The sequence below is a fragment of the Streptomyces sp. NPDC029216 genome (assembly GCF_040648015.1).
GTDB lineage: Bacteria > Actinomycetota > Actinomycetes > Streptomycetales > Streptomycetaceae > Streptomyces.
This window is the reverse complement of sequence record NZ_JBEZWL010000035.1, coordinates 19,284-36,824: the sequence shown is the minus strand read 5'-3', so window position 1 is coordinate 36,824 and position 17,541 is coordinate 19,284. Positions and strand designations below refer to the sequence as shown.

The 17,541-nt window shown below is 71.5% G+C and carries 15 protein-coding genes, 1 tRNA gene and 1 pseudogene; 10 read left to right on the top strand and 7 right to left on the bottom strand.

Annotated features, from left to right (window positions below; genetic code table 11):
• The first annotated feature begins 43 nt into the window (after positions 1 to 43).
• The 4 genes and pseudogenes from AB0F18_RS15665 to AB0F18_RS15650 all read left to right on the top strand — a co-directional run bounded on the left by AB0F18_RS15665 (position 44) and on the right by AB0F18_RS15650 (position 2,432).
• On the top strand, positions 44 to 220 hold the full coding sequence (locus AB0F18_RS15665; RefSeq protein ID WP_030011120.1) for a hypothetical protein: 177 nt from the start codon (positions 44 to 46) through the stop codon (positions 218 to 220).
• The gene (locus AB0F18_RS15660; RefSeq protein WP_362060050.1) at positions 217 to 855 is read left to right on the top strand and encodes an aminodeoxychorismate/anthranilate synthase component II; all 639 of its coding nucleotides are present in this window, start codon (positions 217 to 219) and stop codon (positions 853 to 855) included. Before AB0F18_RS15665 ends, AB0F18_RS15660 begins: the two co-directional genes overlap by 4 nt.
• A gap of 140 nt (positions 856 to 995) precedes the next feature.
• Positions 996 to 1,676, top strand: a pseudogene (locus AB0F18_RS15655) (class E sortase); the annotation flags it as partial.
• A 24-nt stretch (positions 1,677 to 1,700) separates the two neighbouring features.
• Positions 1,701 to 2,432, top strand: coding sequence for a class E sortase (locus tag AB0F18_RS15650; protein ID WP_362060047.1), 732 nt, complete (start codon positions 1,701 to 1,703; stop codon positions 2,430 to 2,432).
• 75 nt (positions 2,433 to 2,507) lie between these two features.
• On the opposite strand, the gene pknB is transcribed toward AB0F18_RS15650, so the two are convergent.
• The 6 genes from pknB to AB0F18_RS15620 all read right to left on the bottom strand — a co-directional run bounded on the left by pknB (position 2,508) and on the right by AB0F18_RS15620 (position 10,548).
• Positions 2,508 to 4,547 (bottom strand): Stk1 family PASTA domain-containing Ser/Thr kinase, encoded by a 2,040-nt coding sequence (pknB, locus tag AB0F18_RS15645; RefSeq protein WP_362060045.1) that lies wholly within the window; start codon positions 4,545 to 4,547, stop codon positions 2,508 to 2,510.
• Positions 4,548 to 4,703: 156 nt separating this feature from the next.
• Positions 4,704 to 6,167, bottom strand: coding sequence for a penicillin-binding protein 2 (locus AB0F18_RS15640; protein ID WP_362060042.1), 1,464 nt, complete (start codon positions 6,165 to 6,167; stop codon positions 4,704 to 4,706).
• The gene (locus tag AB0F18_RS15635; RefSeq protein ID WP_362060039.1) at positions 6,164 to 7,588 is read right to left on the bottom strand and encodes an FtsW/RodA/SpoVE family cell cycle protein; all 1,425 of its coding nucleotides are present in this window, start codon (positions 7,586 to 7,588) and stop codon (positions 6,164 to 6,166) included. The genes AB0F18_RS15640 and AB0F18_RS15635 overlap by 4 nt, the downstream gene beginning before the upstream one ends.
• Positions 7,589 to 7,619: 31 nt before the next feature.
• Positions 7,620 to 9,083 (bottom strand): PP2C family serine/threonine-protein phosphatase, encoded by a 1,464-nt coding sequence (locus tag AB0F18_RS15630; protein ID WP_362060037.1) that lies wholly within the window; start codon positions 9,081 to 9,083, stop codon positions 7,620 to 7,622.
• Positions 9,084 to 9,227: 144 nt separating this feature from the next.
• Positions 9,228 to 9,728 (bottom strand): FHA domain-containing protein, encoded by a 501-nt coding sequence (locus tag AB0F18_RS15625; RefSeq protein WP_362060035.1) that lies wholly within the window; start codon positions 9,726 to 9,728, stop codon positions 9,228 to 9,230.
• Positions 9,729 to 9,738: 10 nt separating this feature from the next.
• Entirely contained in the window at positions 9,739 to 10,548 is an 810-nt protein-coding gene (locus AB0F18_RS15620) for a DUF3662 and FHA domain-containing protein (protein ID WP_362060032.1), read from the bottom strand.
• 292 nt (positions 10,549 to 10,840) lie between these two features.
• On the opposite strand from AB0F18_RS15620, the gene AB0F18_RS15615 reads away from it, so the two are divergent.
• From AB0F18_RS15615 to AB0F18_RS15590, 6 genes are all read left to right on the top strand, one after another.
• A tRNA-Leu gene (locus tag AB0F18_RS15615) sits at positions 10,841 to 10,923 on the top strand.
• Between the two features lie 162 nt (positions 10,924 to 11,085).
• On the top strand, positions 11,086 to 12,786 hold the full coding sequence (locus AB0F18_RS15610) for a histidine kinase (RefSeq protein WP_362060029.1): 1,701 nt from the start codon (positions 11,086 to 11,088) through the stop codon (positions 12,784 to 12,786).
• Between the two features lie 9 nt (positions 12,787 to 12,795).
• Complete coding sequence (locus AB0F18_RS15605) at positions 12,796 to 13,455, top strand: response regulator transcription factor (protein ID WP_362060026.1); 660 nt, start codon at positions 12,796 to 12,798, stop codon at positions 13,453 to 13,455.
• A gap of 140 nt (positions 13,456 to 13,595) precedes the next feature.
• Positions 13,596 to 15,023 (top strand): DUF2252 domain-containing protein, encoded by a 1,428-nt coding sequence (locus AB0F18_RS15600; RefSeq protein ID WP_362060108.1) that lies wholly within the window; start codon positions 13,596 to 13,598, stop codon positions 15,021 to 15,023.
• Between the two features lie 91 nt (positions 15,024 to 15,114).
• Positions 15,115 to 15,945 (top strand): hypothetical protein, encoded by an 831-nt coding sequence (locus AB0F18_RS15595; RefSeq protein WP_362060022.1) that lies wholly within the window; start codon positions 15,115 to 15,117, stop codon positions 15,943 to 15,945.
• 61 nt (positions 15,946 to 16,006) lie between these two features.
• Positions 16,007 to 16,351, top strand: a complete 345-nt coding sequence (locus tag AB0F18_RS15590) for a rhodanese-like domain-containing protein (RefSeq protein ID WP_362060019.1) — start codon at positions 16,007 to 16,009, stop codon at positions 16,349 to 16,351.
• A gap of 9 nt (positions 16,352 to 16,360) precedes the next feature.
• Here the strand turns inward: AB0F18_RS15590 and AB0F18_RS15585 are convergent, their stop codons facing one another.
• Positions 16,361 to 17,503, bottom strand: coding sequence for an acyl-CoA dehydrogenase family protein (locus AB0F18_RS15585; RefSeq protein ID WP_362060017.1), 1,143 nt, complete (start codon positions 17,501 to 17,503; stop codon positions 16,361 to 16,363).
• Positions 17,504 to 17,541: the final 38 nt, after the last annotated feature.

Below are 17,541 nucleotides of genomic sequence, written 5' to 3'. Positions count from 1 at the left end.
GCGGTGCGTGAGTGAATCGTGGACGACGAAGGAAACAGACGGAATGTACGGCTGGATCTGGCGGCATCTGCCGGGCAACGCGTGGGTGCGGGCGCTGATCTCTCTCGTACTGGTCCTGGCGGTGGTGTTCGTGCTCTTCCAGTACGTCTTCCCGTGGGCCGAGCCGCTCCTTCCCTTCAACGATGTGACGGTGGACGAGGGATCGGGAGCCACTCCGTGAGCGCGCGCATTCTGGTTGTCGACAACTACGACAGCTTTGTCTTCAATCTGGTCCAGTACCTCTATCAGCTCGGCGCCGAATGCGAGGTGCTGCGCAACGACGAGGTCGAGCTCGCCCACGCCCAGGACGGCTTCGACGGCGTCCTCCTCTCCCCCGGCCCGGGCACGCCCGAGGAGGCCGGGGTCTGCGTCGACATGGTCCGGCACTGCGCCGACACCGGCGTACCGGTCTTCGGCGTCTGCCTCGGAATGCAGTCCATGGCCGTCGCCTACGGCGGCGTCGTCGACCGGGCCCCCGAGCTGCTGCACGGCAAGACCTCCCCCGTGGTGCACGAGGGGCTGGGCGTCTTCGCCGGGCTGCCCTCGCCGTTCACGGCGACCCGCTACCACTCCCTCGCCGCCGAGCCGCAGACCCTGCCCGACGTGCTGGAGGTCACCGCCCGCACCGAGGACGGGATCATCATGGGCCTGCGGCACCGGGAGCACGACGTGGAGGGCGTCCAGTTCCACCCCGAGTCGGTGCTGACCGAGTGGGGCCACCGGATGCTCGCGAACTGGCTGGTGCGCTGCGGTGACGCCGGCGCCGTCGCACGGTCGGAGGGCCTGGCCCCGGTGGTGGGCAAGGCCGTCGCGTGACGACGGTCGCGCCGTCCGCGCCCAGCGAGGGCCGGGCCGCGCGGCGCAGGGCAGCGCAGGAGGCCGCGAAGCGCTCGCACGCGCGGGCCCGCAAACGGGGCGGGCGGGGCCGTCGACGCGCTCGCCCGCGTTCCGGCGGGCCCGTGGTGGTGCTCAGCCGGGCCGTGGGCGAGCTGTTCATCACGGCCGGCGTGGTGATGCTGCTGTTCGTCGCCTACCAGCTCTGGTACACGAACCTGCTGGCCGAGCGGTCGGCGAACGGGGCCGCCGGCTCCCTGCGCCAGACCTGGGAACACCCCCCGGCGGCCGCCGCCCCGCCCGTGGCCGCCTTCGAACCGGGCCAGGGCTTCGCCATCCTCCACATCCCCAAGCTGGACCTGAAGGTGCCGGTGGCGGAGGGCGTCAGCAAGGCGAAGGTGCTCGACAAGGGGATGGTCGGCCACTACGGCGAGGGCGCGCTGAAGACGGCGATGCCGGCCGACCAGCAGGGGAACTTCGCGGTCGCCGGGCACCGCAACACCCACGGGGAACCGTTCCGGTACATCAACCAGCTGGCGCCGGGGGACCCGATCGTCGTCGAGACCCGGGACGCGTACTACACGTACAAGATGACCTCGATACTGCCGCAGACCTCCCCGGCGAACGTGTCGGTGATCAAGCCGGTGCCGGAGGGTTCCGGATTCACCGGGCCGGGCCGGTACATCACGCTGACGACCTGCACCCCGGAATTCACGAGCACCTACCGGATGATCGTATGGGGCAGGATGGTCGACGAACGCCCGCGCAGCCAGGGCGCTCCGCCCGCGCTGAACAGCCGCTGAACAGCTTGTAAGGACGAATCCGCAGTGTCTCGTGCCCGCCGCCGCTCCGCACCGCCGCCCGCCGACCGCAGTGTGATCGCCGGGGCCCTGGGCCTGCTGGGGGAGCTCCTGATCACGGTGGGGCTGATCCTGGGCCTGTTCGTGGCGTACTCGCTGTGGTGGACGAACGTCCTCGCCGACCGGCAGGCCTCGGCCCGGGGCGACCAGATCCGCCGGCAGTGGCAGCAGCCCGGGTCCGGTCCGGGTTCTGCGGCGCAGCCGGGGGCCCTCGACACCCAGGACGGGATCGGCTTCCTGCACGTGCCGTCGATGAACAACGGCGAGGTACTGGTCAAGCCCGGCACCTCCCCGGAGGTCCTCAACGACGGCGTGGCCGGCTACTACACGGACCCGGTGAAGGCGGCGCTGCCCTGGGACGACAAGGGCAACTTCGCGCTGGCCGCGCACCGCGACGGGCACGGGGCGAAGTTCCACAACATCGACAAGGTGAAGAAGGGCGACGCGGTCGTCTTTGAGACCAAGGACACCTGGTACGTCTACAAGGTTTTCGCCGAGCTCACCCAGACCTCGAAGTACAACACGGACGTGATCAACCCGGTCCCCAAGGAGTCGGGCAAGACGGCCCCGGGCCGCTACATCACCCTGACGACCTGCACCCCGGTCTACACCTCGAAGTACCGGTACATCGTCTGGGGCGAGCTGGTGCGGACGGAGAAGGTGGACGCGCAGCGCACCCCGCCGGCGGAGCTGCGCTGAACCTGCTCGTACCGGCGTTTCACGTGAAACAGGCCCGGCCCCCCTCGGTGGGGGCCGGGCCTGTTTCACGTGCTGCTAGTTGCGGCCGCCGGTGAGGCCGCCGAAGAAGCCTCCGCCGCCCTGGCCGCCGTCCTGCGGCTGGTTCGGGTTGACCATGGTGCGGACGTTGACGACCGTGCCCGCCGGGACCGGGGCCCCGGCCGTGGGGTCGGAGCTCACCACGATGGCGTTGTCATCGGTGGGACCGCCCAGGACCGACCCGAAGTTCAGGTTGGCCTGCTTGAGGGTGTTCTTGGCCTGCGCGACGGTCTGCCCGGTCAGCGGCGGCACGGGGGTCGGCTGCGCGTTGCCCTTGGCGATGCTGACATTGACGGTGGTGTCCTTGGGCAGCTGCTGACCGGGCTCGTACTGCTGCGCCACGATCGTCTTCGGCGCGGCCCCGGGCTGGTCCACCTCGGTGGTGCTGCCGAGCTTGAGCTTGGCGTCCTGGAGCGCCTTGATCGCCTGCTCCTTGGTCAGCCCGGTGAGGGGCGGGACGACGCCCTTCGCGATCTCCTTGGCCACGGTGAGGGTGACCACCGAACCCTGCTCGGCCTCGGTGCCGCTCTTGGGGTTCTGGTCGGTCACCGTGCCGGGGCTGGCGGTGTCGGACTCGACGAGCTTCCGCTCGACCTGGAACTTCTTGGCCTTCAGCTGCGACTCGGCCTCCGCGACCGGCAGCCGGAGCACGTCGATCACCAGCACCTTGGGCGCGCCCGAGGAGACCTTGACCTTGATGGCCGTGCCCTTGTCGACCTTGGTGCCCTCGGCCGGGTTCTGCGAGCAGACGTTGCCCTTGGGCTGGTCCGCGCAGGGCTCCTCGCCCTCCTTCTCCACGGTGAGGCCCATGTTCTTGCCGCTGCTCTGCGCCGACTCGAAGGTCTGGCCGACGAGCTTGGGCACGGCGGGGCGGTTGTCCGCGGTGTTGAAGAGGGACTTGCCGATCAGGATCGCGCCGACCAGGACGAGTACCGCCGCCACGGCCAGCAGGATCGTCGAGGCACGGCTCTTCTTCTGCTGGCGGCGCCCGTGACCCTGGTCGTAGCCGCCGTGCCCCTGGTCCTGGTACCCGTATCCGCCGTCGCCCCCGGGGGGCATCGGCGGCATCATCGAGGTCTGGCCGGCGTCCGGGGAGCGCAGGGCGGTGGTGGGCTGGTCGTAGCCCTGGTGCCCGTAGCCGCCCTGGTCGGGGTAGCCGTAGCCGTTGCCGCCCATGGTGGCGGTCGCGGCGACGGGCTGGCCCTCCAGGCAGGCCTCGATGTCGGCCCGCATCTCGTCGGCGGACTGGTAGCGGTAGTCGGGGTCCTTGACCAGGGCCTTGAGGACGATGGCGTCCATCACGGGCGTGATCTCGGGGTCGAAGTTCGACGGCGGCTGGGGCTCTTCCCGTACGTGCTGGTAGGCGACCGCCACGGGGGAGTCGCCGACGAACGGGGGCCGCACGCACAGCAGCTCGTACAGCAGGCAGCCTGCGGAGTAGAGGTCGGAGCGCGCGTCGACCTGCTCGCCCTTGGCCTGCTCCGGGGAGAGGTACTGGGCGGTGCCGATCACCGCGGCCGTCTGCGTCATGGTCATCCCGGAGTCGCCCATGGCGCGGGCGATGCCGAAGTCCATGACCTTGACCTGGCCGGTCCGGGTGAGCATGACGTTGGCGGGCTTGATGTCGCGGTGCACGATGCCGGCGCGGTGCGAGTACTCCAGCGCCTGGAGGATGCCGATGCACATCTCCAGGGTCCGCTCGGGCAGCAGCTTGCGGCCGGAGTGCAGCAGCTCGCGCAGGGTGGAGCCGTCGACGTACTCCATCACGATGTACGGGATGGAGATGTTGTCGACGTAGTCCTCGCCGGTGTCGTAGACCGCGACGATGGCCGGGTGGTTGAGCGACGCGGCCGACTGGGCCTCGCGGCGGAACCGGGCCTGGAAGGACGGGTCACGGGCGAGGTCGGCACGCAGGGTCTTGACGGCTACGGTACGGCCGAGCCGCGTGTCGTGGCCGAGGTAGACCTCGGCCATGCCACCGCGGCCGAGCACGTGGCTCAGCTCGTACCGGCCGCCGAGGCGACGCGGCTCTTCCATAACGTTCCAGCCCTCTCCGTCAGTCCCGACCGCACCCGTGTGTGGTCCGGCGGTGTGCTGTTCGCGGCAAGGCTACCGGCCGATCGTCAGTGATCGGTTCGTGACCACAGGCTGATATCGGACCGGTACCGAGCGCTCGGATCCTGTCTGCGGGACTCATCCCTTGTTCTTCAGAACGGCTTCCATGACGGCCTTGGCGACCGGCGCGGCCAGGCCGCCACCCGTGATGTCGTCGCGGTCCTGGACGGCGCTGTCCTCGATGACGACGGCGACGGCGACGGGGGAGGTCCGGTCGGGCAGCTCCGCGTAGGAGATGAACCAGGCGTAGGGGCGCTTGGCGTTCTTCTCGCCGTGCTGGGCGGTACCGGTCTTGCCGCCAACGGTCACGCCGTTGATCTTGGCCGGGGTGCCCGTACCGTGCTCGACGACGTTCACCATCATCTGCTGGACCTTCTGCGCGTTCGCCGCGCTGAGGGGCCGGCTCATCTCCTGCGGCTCGTGCTTCTCGATGGTGTCGAGGTTGGGCGCGGTGAGCTGCTCGACCATGTACGGCTTCATCAGCTTGCCGTCGTTGGCGATGGCCGCGGTGACCATGGCCATCTGGAGCGGGGTGGCCGCCGTGTTGAACTGGCCGATCGAGCTCAGCGCGTTGCCGTCCTTGCCCATCGTCTTGTCGTAGACGCTGGCGAAGGCGCGGACCGGGGTGTCTACGGTGCTGTTGAAGCCGAACTTCTGGGCCGTCTCGACCATGCCGTCGCGGCCGACCTTGTCACCGACGTTCGCGAAGACCGAGTTGCAGGAGACCTGGAGCGCGTAGTTCAGGGTCGCCTTCTCGCAGCCCGTGGCGTGGTTGACCATCGGGGTCTTCGTGCCGGGCAGGATGTACGGCTCGGGGGTGTCGGTCGGGGCGTTGATGTCGCTGATCACCCCGTGCTCCAGCGCGGCGGCGGTGGTGACCACCTTGAAGGTGGAGCCCGGCGGGTAGGTCTCGCGCAGGGCGCGGTTGACCAGGTTCTTGTCGGAGCTGTCGTTGAGTTCGCGCCAGGCCTTCTCGTCGTTCTTGGAGTTGCCCGCGAAGGTCGACGGGTCGTACGACGGGGTGCTGGCCAGGGCCAGGATGGCGCCGGTGCGCGGGTCGATCGCGGCGACCGCGCCCTTCTTGTTGCCGAGCTGCTGGAAGGCGGCCTTCTGCGCGGCGGCGTTCAGGGTGGTGATGACGTTGCCGCCCTGCTTCTTCTCACCGGTGAACATGCCGATCGTCCGGTCGAAGAACAGCCGGTCGTCGTTGCCGGTGAGGATGCCGTCGTCGATCTTCTCCAGCTGGGTGGAGCCGAAGGCCTGCGAGGCGTAGCCGGTGACCGGCGCCCACAGCGGGCCGTCGATGTAGGTCCGCTTGAACTTGAAGTCGCTGCCGTCGGTGACCGCGGACCCGGTGATCGGCTGGCCGCCGACGATGATGTTGCCGCGCTCGGTGGCGTACTGGGCGATCTGGACCCGGCGGTTCTCCTTGCGGGTGCTGAGGTCCTCGGCCTGGACGTATTGCAGCCAGTTGGTCCGGATCAGCAGGGCGAGGACGAGGAGCCCGCAGAACAGCGAGATGCGGCGCAGGGGCTTGTTCATGACGGGCGGACCACCTGGGTCATCTCGGAGTCGGGGGACGGGGCGGGGGCCGGGGCGGGGCGGCGTGCGGTGTCGCTGATCCGGATGAGGATGGCGATGAGCATCCAGTTCGCCAGGACGGAGGAACCGCCGTTGGCGAGGAAGGGCATGGTCATGCCGGTGAGGGGGATGAGGCCCATGACTCCGCCGGCGACGACGAAGATCTGGAGGGCGAAGGCGCCGGAGAGCCCGATGGCGAAGAGCTTGCCGAAGGGGTCGCGGGCGGCGAGGGCGGTGCGCACGCCCCGCTCGATGATCAGGCCGTAGAGCAGGAGGAAGGCCATGACGCCGGTCAGGCCGAGCTCCTCGCCGACGGTCGAGAAGATGAAGTCGGAGTTGGCGGCGAAGCCGATGAGGTCCGAGTTGCCCTGGCCCCAGCCGGTGCCGAGGACGCCGCCGGAGCCGAAGCTCATGATCGACTGGCCGACCTGCTCGCAGGCGCCCGAGGTGGTGTAGCAGGCGAAGGGGTCCAGCCAGGCGGTGACGCGGACCTTCACGTGGCTGGCGGTCATGCCGACGACGGTGGCGCCGCCGACCGACATCAGCAGGCCGATGACGATCCAGCTGGTCCGCTCGGTGGCCACGTACAGCATGATCACGAACATGCCGAAGAACAGCAGCGAGGTGCCGAGGTCGTTCTCGAAGACGAGGACGAGCAGGCTCATCGCCCAGATCATCAGGATCGGGCCGAGGTCGCGGCCGCGCGGCAGGTAGAGGCCCATGAAGCGGCGGCTGGCCAGGGCCAGGGCGTCGCGCTTCACCATCAGGTAGCCGGCGAAGAAGATCGCGATGACGATCTTGGCGAACTCGCCGGGCTGGATGGAGAAGCCGCCGACGCTGATCCAGATCTTCGCGCCGAAGACGTCCGCGCCCAGACCCGGGATCACGGGCAGGATCAGCAGGACGAGGGCGCCGGCCATCGAGATGTACGTGAACCGCTGGAGCACGCGGTGGTCCTTGAGGACCAGCAGGACGACGGAGAACAGGGCGATGGCGAGCGCCGTGTACATCATCTGCCGGGGCGCGGACTCCGAGAAGCCGCCGAAGCTGCGCTTGGCCAGGGCCCGCAGCCGCTCGGACTGGTCGAGGCGCCAGATCAGGACGACGCCCAGTCCGTTGAGCAGGGTGGCGATCGGCAGCAGCAGCGGGTCCGCGTACTTGGCGTAGCGGCGTACGACGAGGTGCGCGATGCCGGAGAGCACGGCGAAGCCGAGCCCGTAGACCAGCATGCCCGGGGGCAGTTCGCCGTGGATGGACAGGCCCACGTTGGCGTAGGCGAAGATCGGGATGACCACGGCGAAGGCGAGCAGCAGGAGCTCGGTGTTCCGCCGGCTCGGCGCCTCGATGGCGCCGATGGTGGTCGTGTTGGTGACAACGCTCATGGTGTGGCGGGCCCCCTGTGCCCGCGTATGACTACTGCTTCTCGCACTGGCCGACGACTGCCTGCTCCGCGGGAGTCAGGGTGGGGCCGGGCGTCTGGCTGCCCTGCGCTTCGGCGGCGCGGCGGGCCTCGTCCTGCTTGCAGGCGGAGACCTGGGTGCCGAGCTCGTCGATCTTCTTGCGCGCCCCGTCGAGGCTGTCTTCGCTGATGGTGGCCTCGACCTGCTTCCGCTTGAAGGACGGCAGGTACTTCAGTTCGATCTCGGGGTGATCCGTCTCGACCTGAGAGAGGTGGATCCCGGCCAGGCTCTGGCTGACGCCGCGGTACAGCGCGATGTGGTCACCCTTGACGCCGACGTAGTACTGGGTCTGCGTCCAGCGGTGCGCGGCGTACAGACCCCCGCCGACGACACCGGCGACGAGGAGCAGGATCAGGGTGCGGGTGGTCCACTTGCGCCCTTTGCTGCGCCGCTTGCGCGGGTGGTCGTACGAGTCGTCGTACTGGCCGTCGGCGTCGTACGCCTCGGCTTCGCCGAAGGTTCCGTACGGGGCGCCGCCGCCCTGGCTCTGGTCGGGGTATCCGTAGCCGGCGGCGTCACCGCTGCCCGGGGGGCCGAAGGCGCCCGGGGGCGGCGGGGTCTGGCGGCCGAGGCCCGAGGCCCGGCCCGCCGGGGTCTGCATGGCGTTGCCGTCGAAGAGCTGGTGCGGGTTCTCGGCGACCGCGCCGACGACCACCGGGGTGTCGCTCAGCTGGGCGGCCATGGTGTCGCCGCTGTCGGTGTCGAGGACGTCCGCGACGATGCAGGTGATGTTGTCCGGTCCGCCGCCGCGCAGGGCGAGCTGGATCAGGGACTGCACGGTCTCGTGCGGGCCGTGGTAGTCGGCGAGGGTCTCCTCCAGGGTCTGGTGGGAGACCACGCCCGACAGGCCGTCGGAGCAGATCAGGTAGCGGTCGCCGGCCCGGACCTCGCGGATGGAGAGGTCGGGTTCCACGACGTCGCCGCTGCCGAGCGCCCGCATCAGCAGGGAGCGCTGCGGGTGGGTGGTGGCCTCTTCCTCGGTGATCCGGCCCTCGTCCACGAGCCGCTGGACCCAGGTGTGGTCCTGGGTGATCTGGGTGAGGACGCCGTCGCGGAGCAGGTAGGCGCGGGAGTCGCCGACGTGCACGAGACCGAGCCGCTGGCCCGTCCAGAGCAGGGCGGTGAGCGTGGTGCCCATGCCTTCGAGCTGGGCGTCCTCCTCGACCATCACGCGCAGCTGGTCGTTGGCGCGCTGCACGGCGACGCCGAGGGCGGTGAGGATGTCGGAGCCCGGGATGTCGTCGTCGAGCTGGACGAGCGAGGAGATGACCTCGGAGCTGGCGACCTCGCCGGCGGCCTGGCCGCCCATGCCGTCGGCGACGGCGAGGAGCCGGGGACCGGCGTAGCCGGAGTCCTCGTTGCCCTCGCGGATCATCCCCTTGTGCGATCCGGCGGCAAAACGCAGGGACAGACTCATGTGCACCTGCCCTGTCGACGACGCCTCGGGGTACAACCGGTCTCGAGCCACACTGCCCACCCTCCGGTCGGGAGCGCGCTCGGGTCCGTGTCCCCGGTGGGACGGACCGCTGCGGCTCGCTCGCTCCGCTCGCTCATTCTCGTACTACTTCCGCAGCTCGATGACGGTCTTGCCGATGCGGATCGGGGCGCCCGGCGGAATGGGCGTCGGGGTGGTGAGACGGGTCCGGTCCAGGTACGTGCCGTTGGTGGACCCGAGATCCTCGACGATCCACTGGCCGTCACGGTCGGGGTAGATCCTGGCATGGCGGCTGGAGGCGTAGTCGTCGTCCAGCACGATCGTGGAGTCGTGGGCGCGGCCCAGCGTGATCGTCTGGCCGGCGAGGGTCACGGTGGTGCCCGTGAGGGTTCCCTCGGAGACGACGAGCTTGGTCGGCGCGCCCCGACGCTGGCGCTGCTGCGGCGGAGCGGCCTGCCGCCCCGCCTGCTGCGGTGCGGCGGCCGCACCGCCGCCGCGGCGCGAGCCGCGTTGGGTGACGCGCGTACCGAAGAGGTCGCTGCGGATGACCTGAACGGCCACGATGACGAACAGCCACAGAACGGCCAGGAAACCCAACCGCATGACCGTCAGGGTCAGCTCTGACATTGCCCCCGCTTCACCCTTCGGCTTGCCGGTAAATGATGGTGGTGCTGCCCACGACGATCCGCGAGCCGTCGCGGAGCGTAGCGCGGGTGGTGTGCTGCCCGTCCACCACGATGCCGTTGGTGGACCCGAGATCCTGGATCGTCGGGGGTGTTCCGGTCCGGATCTCACAGTGCCGGCGGGATACGCCGGGGTCGTCGATCCGCACATCGGCCTCGGTGCTGCGGCCGAGTACGAGCGTGGGGCGCGAGATCTGGTGGCGGGTGCCGTTGATCTCGATCCAGCGGCGCGTGGTGCCCGGAGCGCCGGGAGACGGTGGGGCGGCGCCGGGGCGGCCGCCGGGTGCGCCCGGGGGCGGACCCGCGGGCATGGGAGGGGCGGCGACCGGCGGATAGCCGTAGCCGCCCTGCTGGCCCTGGGGGGCCGGCTGGGAGGGGTCCTGGGAGGTGCTGGAGGCCAGGGTGCGGCTGCGGACCCGGTAGAGGCCCGTGTCCAGGTCCTCCGCCTTCTCCAGGTGGACCTTGATGGGGCCCATGAAGCTGTAGCGCTGCTGCTTGGCGTAGTCGCGGACGAGGCCCGCGAGCTCGTCGCCGAGCTGCCCGGAGTAGGGGCTCAGGCGCTCGTAGTCGCCGGCGCTCAGCTCCACGATGAAGTCATTGGGGACGACGGTGCGCTCGCGGTTCCAGATGGTGGCGTTGTTGTCGCACTCCCGCTGGAGGGCGCCGGCGATCTCCACCGGCTGGACCTCGGACTTGAACACCTTGGCGAAGGTGCCGTTCACCAGACCTTCGAGACGCTGCTCGAACCGCTTCAGGACTCCCATCGGGCACCTCCTCCGTCGCTGTCGCCCTGTACTGCTTACTGATCGTATCCACGCGTGGCGGATTCGGGTGGTTCCCCTTCGCTCCTGTCCACAGGAGTGTTGGTCCTCACAGGGGATCGTAGGGGGGCTCCAGGGACAGTGTCCCGCACCCGGAGGGGACTGCGGGAGGGGCCGTCGGGAGGTCCACCGTGGGTGACGGGAAAGCGATTTCAATCCACCCCGTCTGACGTGCTACTGTTTCGACGTCGCCAGGGGAACGGGCCGAAAGGCAAGATCCACTGGAGAGCTACTCGGGCGAGTGGCGGAACGGCAGACGCGCTGGCTTCAGGTGCCAGTGTCCTTCGGGACGTGGGGGTTCAAATCCCCCCTCGCCCACATCGGGGAAGCCCCGATCCGGAATCCGGATCGGGGCTTCTCGCTGTTCCGGGGTCGTTCCGGGGCTGTTGTTCTGGTGGGGGCGCCCGTCCGACTTTCGTCTCGCGGGGCGAGACGAAAGAGGACGGAGACCGGGGTGCGCGGCTGTCTAGGGTCGGTCGCGTGGATGCCGAGGTGAGGGTGCGGGCGGGCCGGGACTGGCTGATGGGGCCGGAGCCCTGGTCCCGGCGGATGCTGGCGGGGGACCTGACCGCCGTCGTGGTGCTGGTCCTGCTCGGCCTCGGCGTCGACGAACTCAGCCGCAGCTCCGGCCTGAAGACGGCCCTGGGGGCCGTGGCCGTGGTGGCGCTGGTGCTGCTGCGCAGGCGGCTGCCGGCGGTCACGCTGGTACTGGGCGCCGCCGCGAGCGCCTTCCTGCCCGCCGTGTTCCTCGTGACAATCGTGCTGGGCTGGTCCGCGGGACGGCGGATCGTCGGCGTGGGCCGGGCGCTCGGCGCGTTCGTGCTCGCCTTCGTCGCGTCCGTCGGCCTCTCGGTGGTCGAGCAGTGGTCGCAGACGCGGCCCCTGCTGGTGGTCGTGTTCACCGCCCTGCTGTTCCTGGCCGCGACCGTCATGCCCGGTCTGGCCAGCCGGTACTGGCACCAGCGCCGGACCCTGCTCAGCGCCCTCCAGGAGCGCAACGACCGGCTGGTGCGGGAGCGGACGATGGTCGCCGGGCAGGCCCGGCTGCGGGAACGGCAGCGGATCGCCCAGGACATGCACGACAGCCTGGGCCACCAGCTGGCCCTGATCTCGGTGCACACCGGGGCGCTGGAGGTGGACCCGGCGCTGACCGACCGCCAGCGCGAGGCGGTCGGGGTACTGCGGCAGGCCTCCGTGGCGGCGATGCACGAGCTGCGCGAGGTCGTCGGGATCCTGCGGGACGGGGTCGAGGCCCCGGCCCCCGTGGAGGAGGCGCAGCCGGCCGCGCGGGGGGTGGCCGGGATCGCGGGCCTCGTGGAGGCCGCGCGGGCCGCGGGGACCGACGTACGGCTCGGCACGGCGGGGCGGCCCCGGCCGCTGGTGGCGGCCTGCGACCACGCGGCGTACCGGATCGCGCAGGAGGCGCTGACCAACGCCTACAAGCACGCGCCGGGGTCGGCGATCGCCGTGGAACTCCGCTACGAGGACGACTCGCTGGTGGTGGAGATCGCCAACGGCCCGGCGGCCGACCGGGGTTCCGGGGAGGTGGTGTCGGGCGGCCAGGGCCTGACGGGGCTGCGGGAACGGGCCCGGCTGGTCGGCGGCATGGTGCACGCGGGCGCCACCGAGGACGGCGGGTTCCGGGTGGCCGGGGTGCTGCCGTACGGGACGGAGCCGGCCGGGCTCGTCGAGGACGTCGCCGACGACTTCGGGCAGCGGTCGCAGGCGCGGGCGCTGGCGCTGAAGGGCGCGACCAGGGCGGCTCCGCCGATGGACTGGGCGGCGCTGGACCGGGAGCTGACGGCGCCCGTCCGCAGCCGGGCCGGGGGCGTGGCGATGGGCTGCGGCATCGCCGTCGCGGCCCTGGTGCTGCTGCTCATCGTGATGGGAGCCGGGCTGGCCCTGCTGGTGGGCTCCGCGAACAAGGCGATGATCAGCCGGGACGAGTTCGACGCGGTGCGCGTGGGCGAGTCCGAGCAGGCGGTCCGTGGCAGGCTGCCGGACGGCGACAGCATCCTGACGTCCGGGATGGACCGCAAGGGACCGCCGCGGCCGGAGGGGACGGACTGCTTCGCCCTGCTGTCCACGGAGGAGTCCAGGCTGACGACCGACACCGTTTTCCGGTTCTGCTTCCGGGACGGCAAGCTCGTGGAGAAGCAGGTCTACGAGGTCAAGGAGTAGGAGCGCGGGGTGACAGCCAAGGTGATCCGAGTGGTGATCGCTGACGACGAGCCGCTGATCCGGGCCGGGATCAGGATGATCCTGACCTCGGCTCCGGACATCGAGGTCGTCGCGGAGGGGGCCGACGGCCGCGAGGCGGTGGAACTGGCCCGCTCCCACGCCCCGGACGTGGTGCTGCTGGACATCCAGATGCCGGTGATGGACGGGCTGACCGCGCTGGACGAACTGGGCCGTGCGGTGCCGGGGGCGCGGGTGCTGATCCTGACCACCTTCGGGGAGAAGGAGAACGTGCTGCGGGCCCTGAGCGGGGGCGGGGCGGGCTTCCTGCTGAAGGACTCCGCGCCGGGCGAGCTGATCGGCGCGGTCCGGGCGGCGGCCGCCGGGGACGCGTACCTGTCCCCCGCCGCGACCCGGCACGTGGTGGACCAGCTGGCCACCGGGCGGGCCGCGGGCCGCGGCGAGGAGGCCCGGCGGCGGGTGGCCGCGCTGAGCGAGCGGGAGCGCGGGGTGCTGGCGCTGCTCGGGGAGGGCCTGTCCAACGCCGACGCCGGGCGCCGGCTCCACATGAGCGAGGCCACCGTGAAGACGTACGTCAGCCGGATCCTCGCGAAGCTGGAGTGCGAGAACCGGGTGCAGGCGGCTCTGCTGGCGCGGGACGCGGGTTTGTAGCAGGGCTGTGGCGGCCCTGTGGCGGTGCCGTGCACGGGACTTGGGGTACGGTCGGGCCGATCTGACCGGCGAAGAAGCGCCGGTGGGCCGCGACGAGTGCGGGGGCAGCGCAGATGGTGACGGCATCGGGACAGTACGCGATGGACGCGGCGGAAGCCGTCGGCGCGGCCGCGGGACGGACCGGCGGGCGGATACCGCGCGTACCGGGCTTCGCGCCGAGTGCCGTGACCGGCTCCCCCAAGGAGGCCGGCAAGGCCCTGCGGCTGCGCGTACCGCGCGCGGCCCACGCCCGTTTCGAGGCTCCCGCCGACCGCCCGGACGCCGTGCGCGCGGTGGAGGAGTCCAACGTCGGACGGGTCGCCGAGCTGACCCCGATACGCGTGGGCCGGATGGCCGCCAACCCCTTCGCCTTCCTGCGCGGATCCGCCGGCCTGATGGCCCACGACCTGTCCGCCGGCCCCGTGACCGGCGTGGGCGCGCAGATCTGCGGCGACGCGCACGCGGCCAACTTCGGCCTCTACGGCGATGCGCGCGGCCGCCTCGTGATCGACCTCAACGACTTCGACGAGACCGTCTTCGGCCCGTGGGAGTGGGACCTGAAGCGGCTGGCCACCTCGCTGGTGCTGGCCGGACGCGTGGCCGGCGCCGACGAGGACACCTGCCGGGCGGCGGCGCAGGACGCGGTGGGCGCCTACCGGCGCACCATGCGGCTGCTGGCCAAGCTGCCCGCGCTCGACGCGTGGAACGCCATCGCCGACGAGGAGCTCGTCTCCCACACCGACGCCCGCGACCTGCTGGGCACCCTGGAGCGGGTCTCGGAGAAGGCCCGCAACAACACCTCCGCCCGCTTCGCCGCCAAGTCCACCGAGGCGGGTGAGGACGGCGGCCGGCGCTTCGTCGACGCGCTGCCCGTGCTGCGCCGGGTCGGCGACCGTGAGGCCGCCGCCGTGGCCGCCTCGCTGGGCCCCTACCTGGCGACCCTCTCGGGGGACCGGCTGCCGCTGCTGGCCCGCTACGCGATCCACGACGTGGCCTTCCGCGTCGTCGGCACCGGCAGCGTGGGCACCCGCTCGTACGTGGTGCTGCTGCTGGACCACCGGGGCGAGCCGCTGGTGCTCCAGGTCAAGGAGGCCCGGCCCTCGGTGCTGCTGCCGCACCTGCCCGCGCTGGGCTTCCACTCCCCGGAGGAGGAGCACGAGGGCCGCCGGGTGGTGCTCGGACAGAAGCGGATGCAGGTGGTCTCCGACATCCTGCTGGGCTGGACCACGGTGGAGGGCCGCCCGTACCAGGTCCGCCAGTTCCGCAACCGCAAGGGCAGCGTGGACCCGGCGGCGCTGACCGCCGACCAGCTCGACGACTACGGCCGGATGACCGGAGCCCTGCTGGCCCGGGCGCACGCCCACAGCGCCGACCCGCGGCTGCTGGCCGGGTACTGCGGCAAGAACGAGGAGCTGGACGAGGCGATGGCCGTCTTCGCGGTGGCCTACGCCGACCGCAGCGAGGCCGACCACGCGGACCTGGTGGCGGCGGTGCGCGCCGGCCGGATCCCGGCGGAGTTCGGGGTCTGAGGGGTCTTGCGGGGCCTTGCGGGCCGGTGACGCCCGGGCCGAGGCACGTTTCACGTGAAACGTGCCTCCGGGCGGGCCGTAGGCTGGCCGGGTGAGCGAGCAGAGCGAACAGACAGCCCCCGAAGAGCCGACCGCCGCCGGTGACGAGCGGCCCGAGGCGCGGCTGGAGCGCGCCGTACGGGCCGCCGAGCAGGCACTGATCGAGTTCGAGATCGCGGTGGAGACCTTCCGGGTGGAGGTCGAGAACTTCTCCCGGCTCCACCACCAGAAGCTCGGCCCGATGTACTCGCGGCTCGACGAGCTGGACGCGCTGATCGCGGAGGCGAAGGCCGCGCGCAGCGGCGATCCCGAGGACCTGCGGCGGGCCCGGGAGGCCCGCGCGCTGGTCATGCCGATGCCCGGCGTGGACGAGCTGTTCCACGACTGGCTGGGCTCGGACGGGATCTCCGACGACGCGGCCGCGATGCTCACCGACCGGCCGGTGCGTCCGCCGGAGCGGGTGCGGCCCTCGGAGGAGGTCCGCCGGCTCTACCGCGATCTGGTCCGCAAGGCCCACCCGGACCTCGCCCAGGAAGAGACGGAGCGGGCGCGGCGCGACGCGTTCATCGCACGGGTCAACGCCGCCTACGGGCGCGGCGAGGAGCAGCTGCTGCGAGAGCTGGCCGAGGAGTGGGCCGCCGGACCGGCGCCGGAGGCCGTGGCGCCGAGCGAGAGCGATGAGCTGTACGCCCGCCTGGAGTGGCTGGCCCAGCGCAAGGAACTGCTGTCGATGGTGGCCAAGGAGCTGGAGGACAGCGCGATCGGCGCGATGCTGCGGATGGCCCCCGACGACCCGGACCGGCTGCTGGAGGAGATCGCCGAGCAGCTGCTGGCCGAGGTCTCCGAACGCGAGGCGGAGCTGGCGTCCCTCGCGACTCCGTGAGCCGCGCTCCCGGGTCGGATAGGTTGGCGAGACAGATCCGTGAAGAGAGAAGGCGACTGTCATGAACTTCGGACCGCTCCCCTCGGTGGAAGCCGCCGCGGTGCCCGCCGAAGGCCTCGTCCTGGACGTCCGTGAGAACGACGAATGGGCGGCCGGTCATGTCGAGGGCGCGCTGCACGTCCCGATGAGCGACTTCGTCGCGCGCTTCGGCGAGGTGACGGAGGCGGTCGCGGAAGGTCGCACGGCGTACGTGATGTGCCGCGTGGGCGGGCGCAGCGCCCAGGTCACCCAGTACCTGGTGGGCCAGGGCATCGACGCCGTCAACGTGACCGGCGGGATGCAGGCCTGGGACGGCGCCGGGCGCCCGATGGTCACGGACAACGGGAACCCGGCCTTCGTCCTGTAGGGCGCGGGCTCAGCCGAGGGGGTGGGCGGCCAGCAGGTCGCCCAGGGCCTCCTCGTGCGCGGCGGCCGGGCCGAGCTGGAGCTCCAGCTGCTTGGCCCAGGCGTGGTAGCGGTGCAGCGGGTAGTCGGTGTCGGCGCCGAAGCCGCCGTGCAGGTGCTGTGCGGTCTGTACGACCCGGCGTACGCCCTCCGAGGCCCAGATCTTGGCGACGGCCACGTCTCCCGCGGTGGGCAGCGGGCCGCCCGCCGCGCCGGTCGCGGCGTCGAGCCGCCAGGCCGCCTGCCAGAGGGTGACCTCCATGGCGCGCAGGTCGATGTAGCGGTCGGCGGCCTGGACGGCGACGGCCTGGAAGGTGGCCACGGGGAAGCCGAACTGCTCGCGCTTGCCTGTGTACCCGCTGGTCATGGTGAGGACGGCCTCGCCGAGGCCGAGCGCGAGGGCGCAGGTCCCGGTGGCCAGGACCTGGCGCAGCCGCTCCCAGGCGCCGGGGGCGTCGATCACGTGGGCGGCGGGCACGCGGACCCCGTCCAGGGTGAGTTCGGCGAGCTTCTCCCCGCTGGTGGAGTACTGGTCGGCGAGGGTGAGGCCCTCGGTGGTGCGCGGGAGCAGCGCGAGGACGGCCCCGCCGTCCGCGGTGTGGGCGGGTACGGCGATCCAGTCGCTGCCGTGCGCCCAGGCGACGGCGGTCTGCACCCCGTCCAGGACCCAGACGGCGCCCTCGCGGTGTGCGCCGACGGCCAGTTCGGCGGGGTCGTGGCCGGTGCGGCCCTGAGCGGCGACGGTGAGGACGAGCGTGCCGTCCGCGGCGCCGGGCAGCAGGGCGGCGGCCAGCTCGGGGCCGCCGTGGGCCTGGACGGCCATGGCGGTGGCGCAGTGCTCCAGCAGCGGCACCCGGGCCAGCACCCGGGCCGCCTCGCGCAGCACCAGGCAGAGCGCGATGGTGTCGAGGCCGGCCCCGCCGTATTCCTCGGCGAGGACGAGGCCCAGCAGGTCGGAGCCGGCGAGCCTGGCCCACAAGGGCCGGTCGAAGTCCTCCGCGACGGCTCCCGGGGTGAGCGCGGGGCTGGGCACGCCGTCGGGAGCGACGTCCGCGAACACGGCCTTCGCCGCCTCGACGGCCGCCTGCTGTTCCTCGGTGAAGGTGAAGTCCACTGCCTGTCCTCCCGCGCGCACCGGTTCCGATCCGCCTA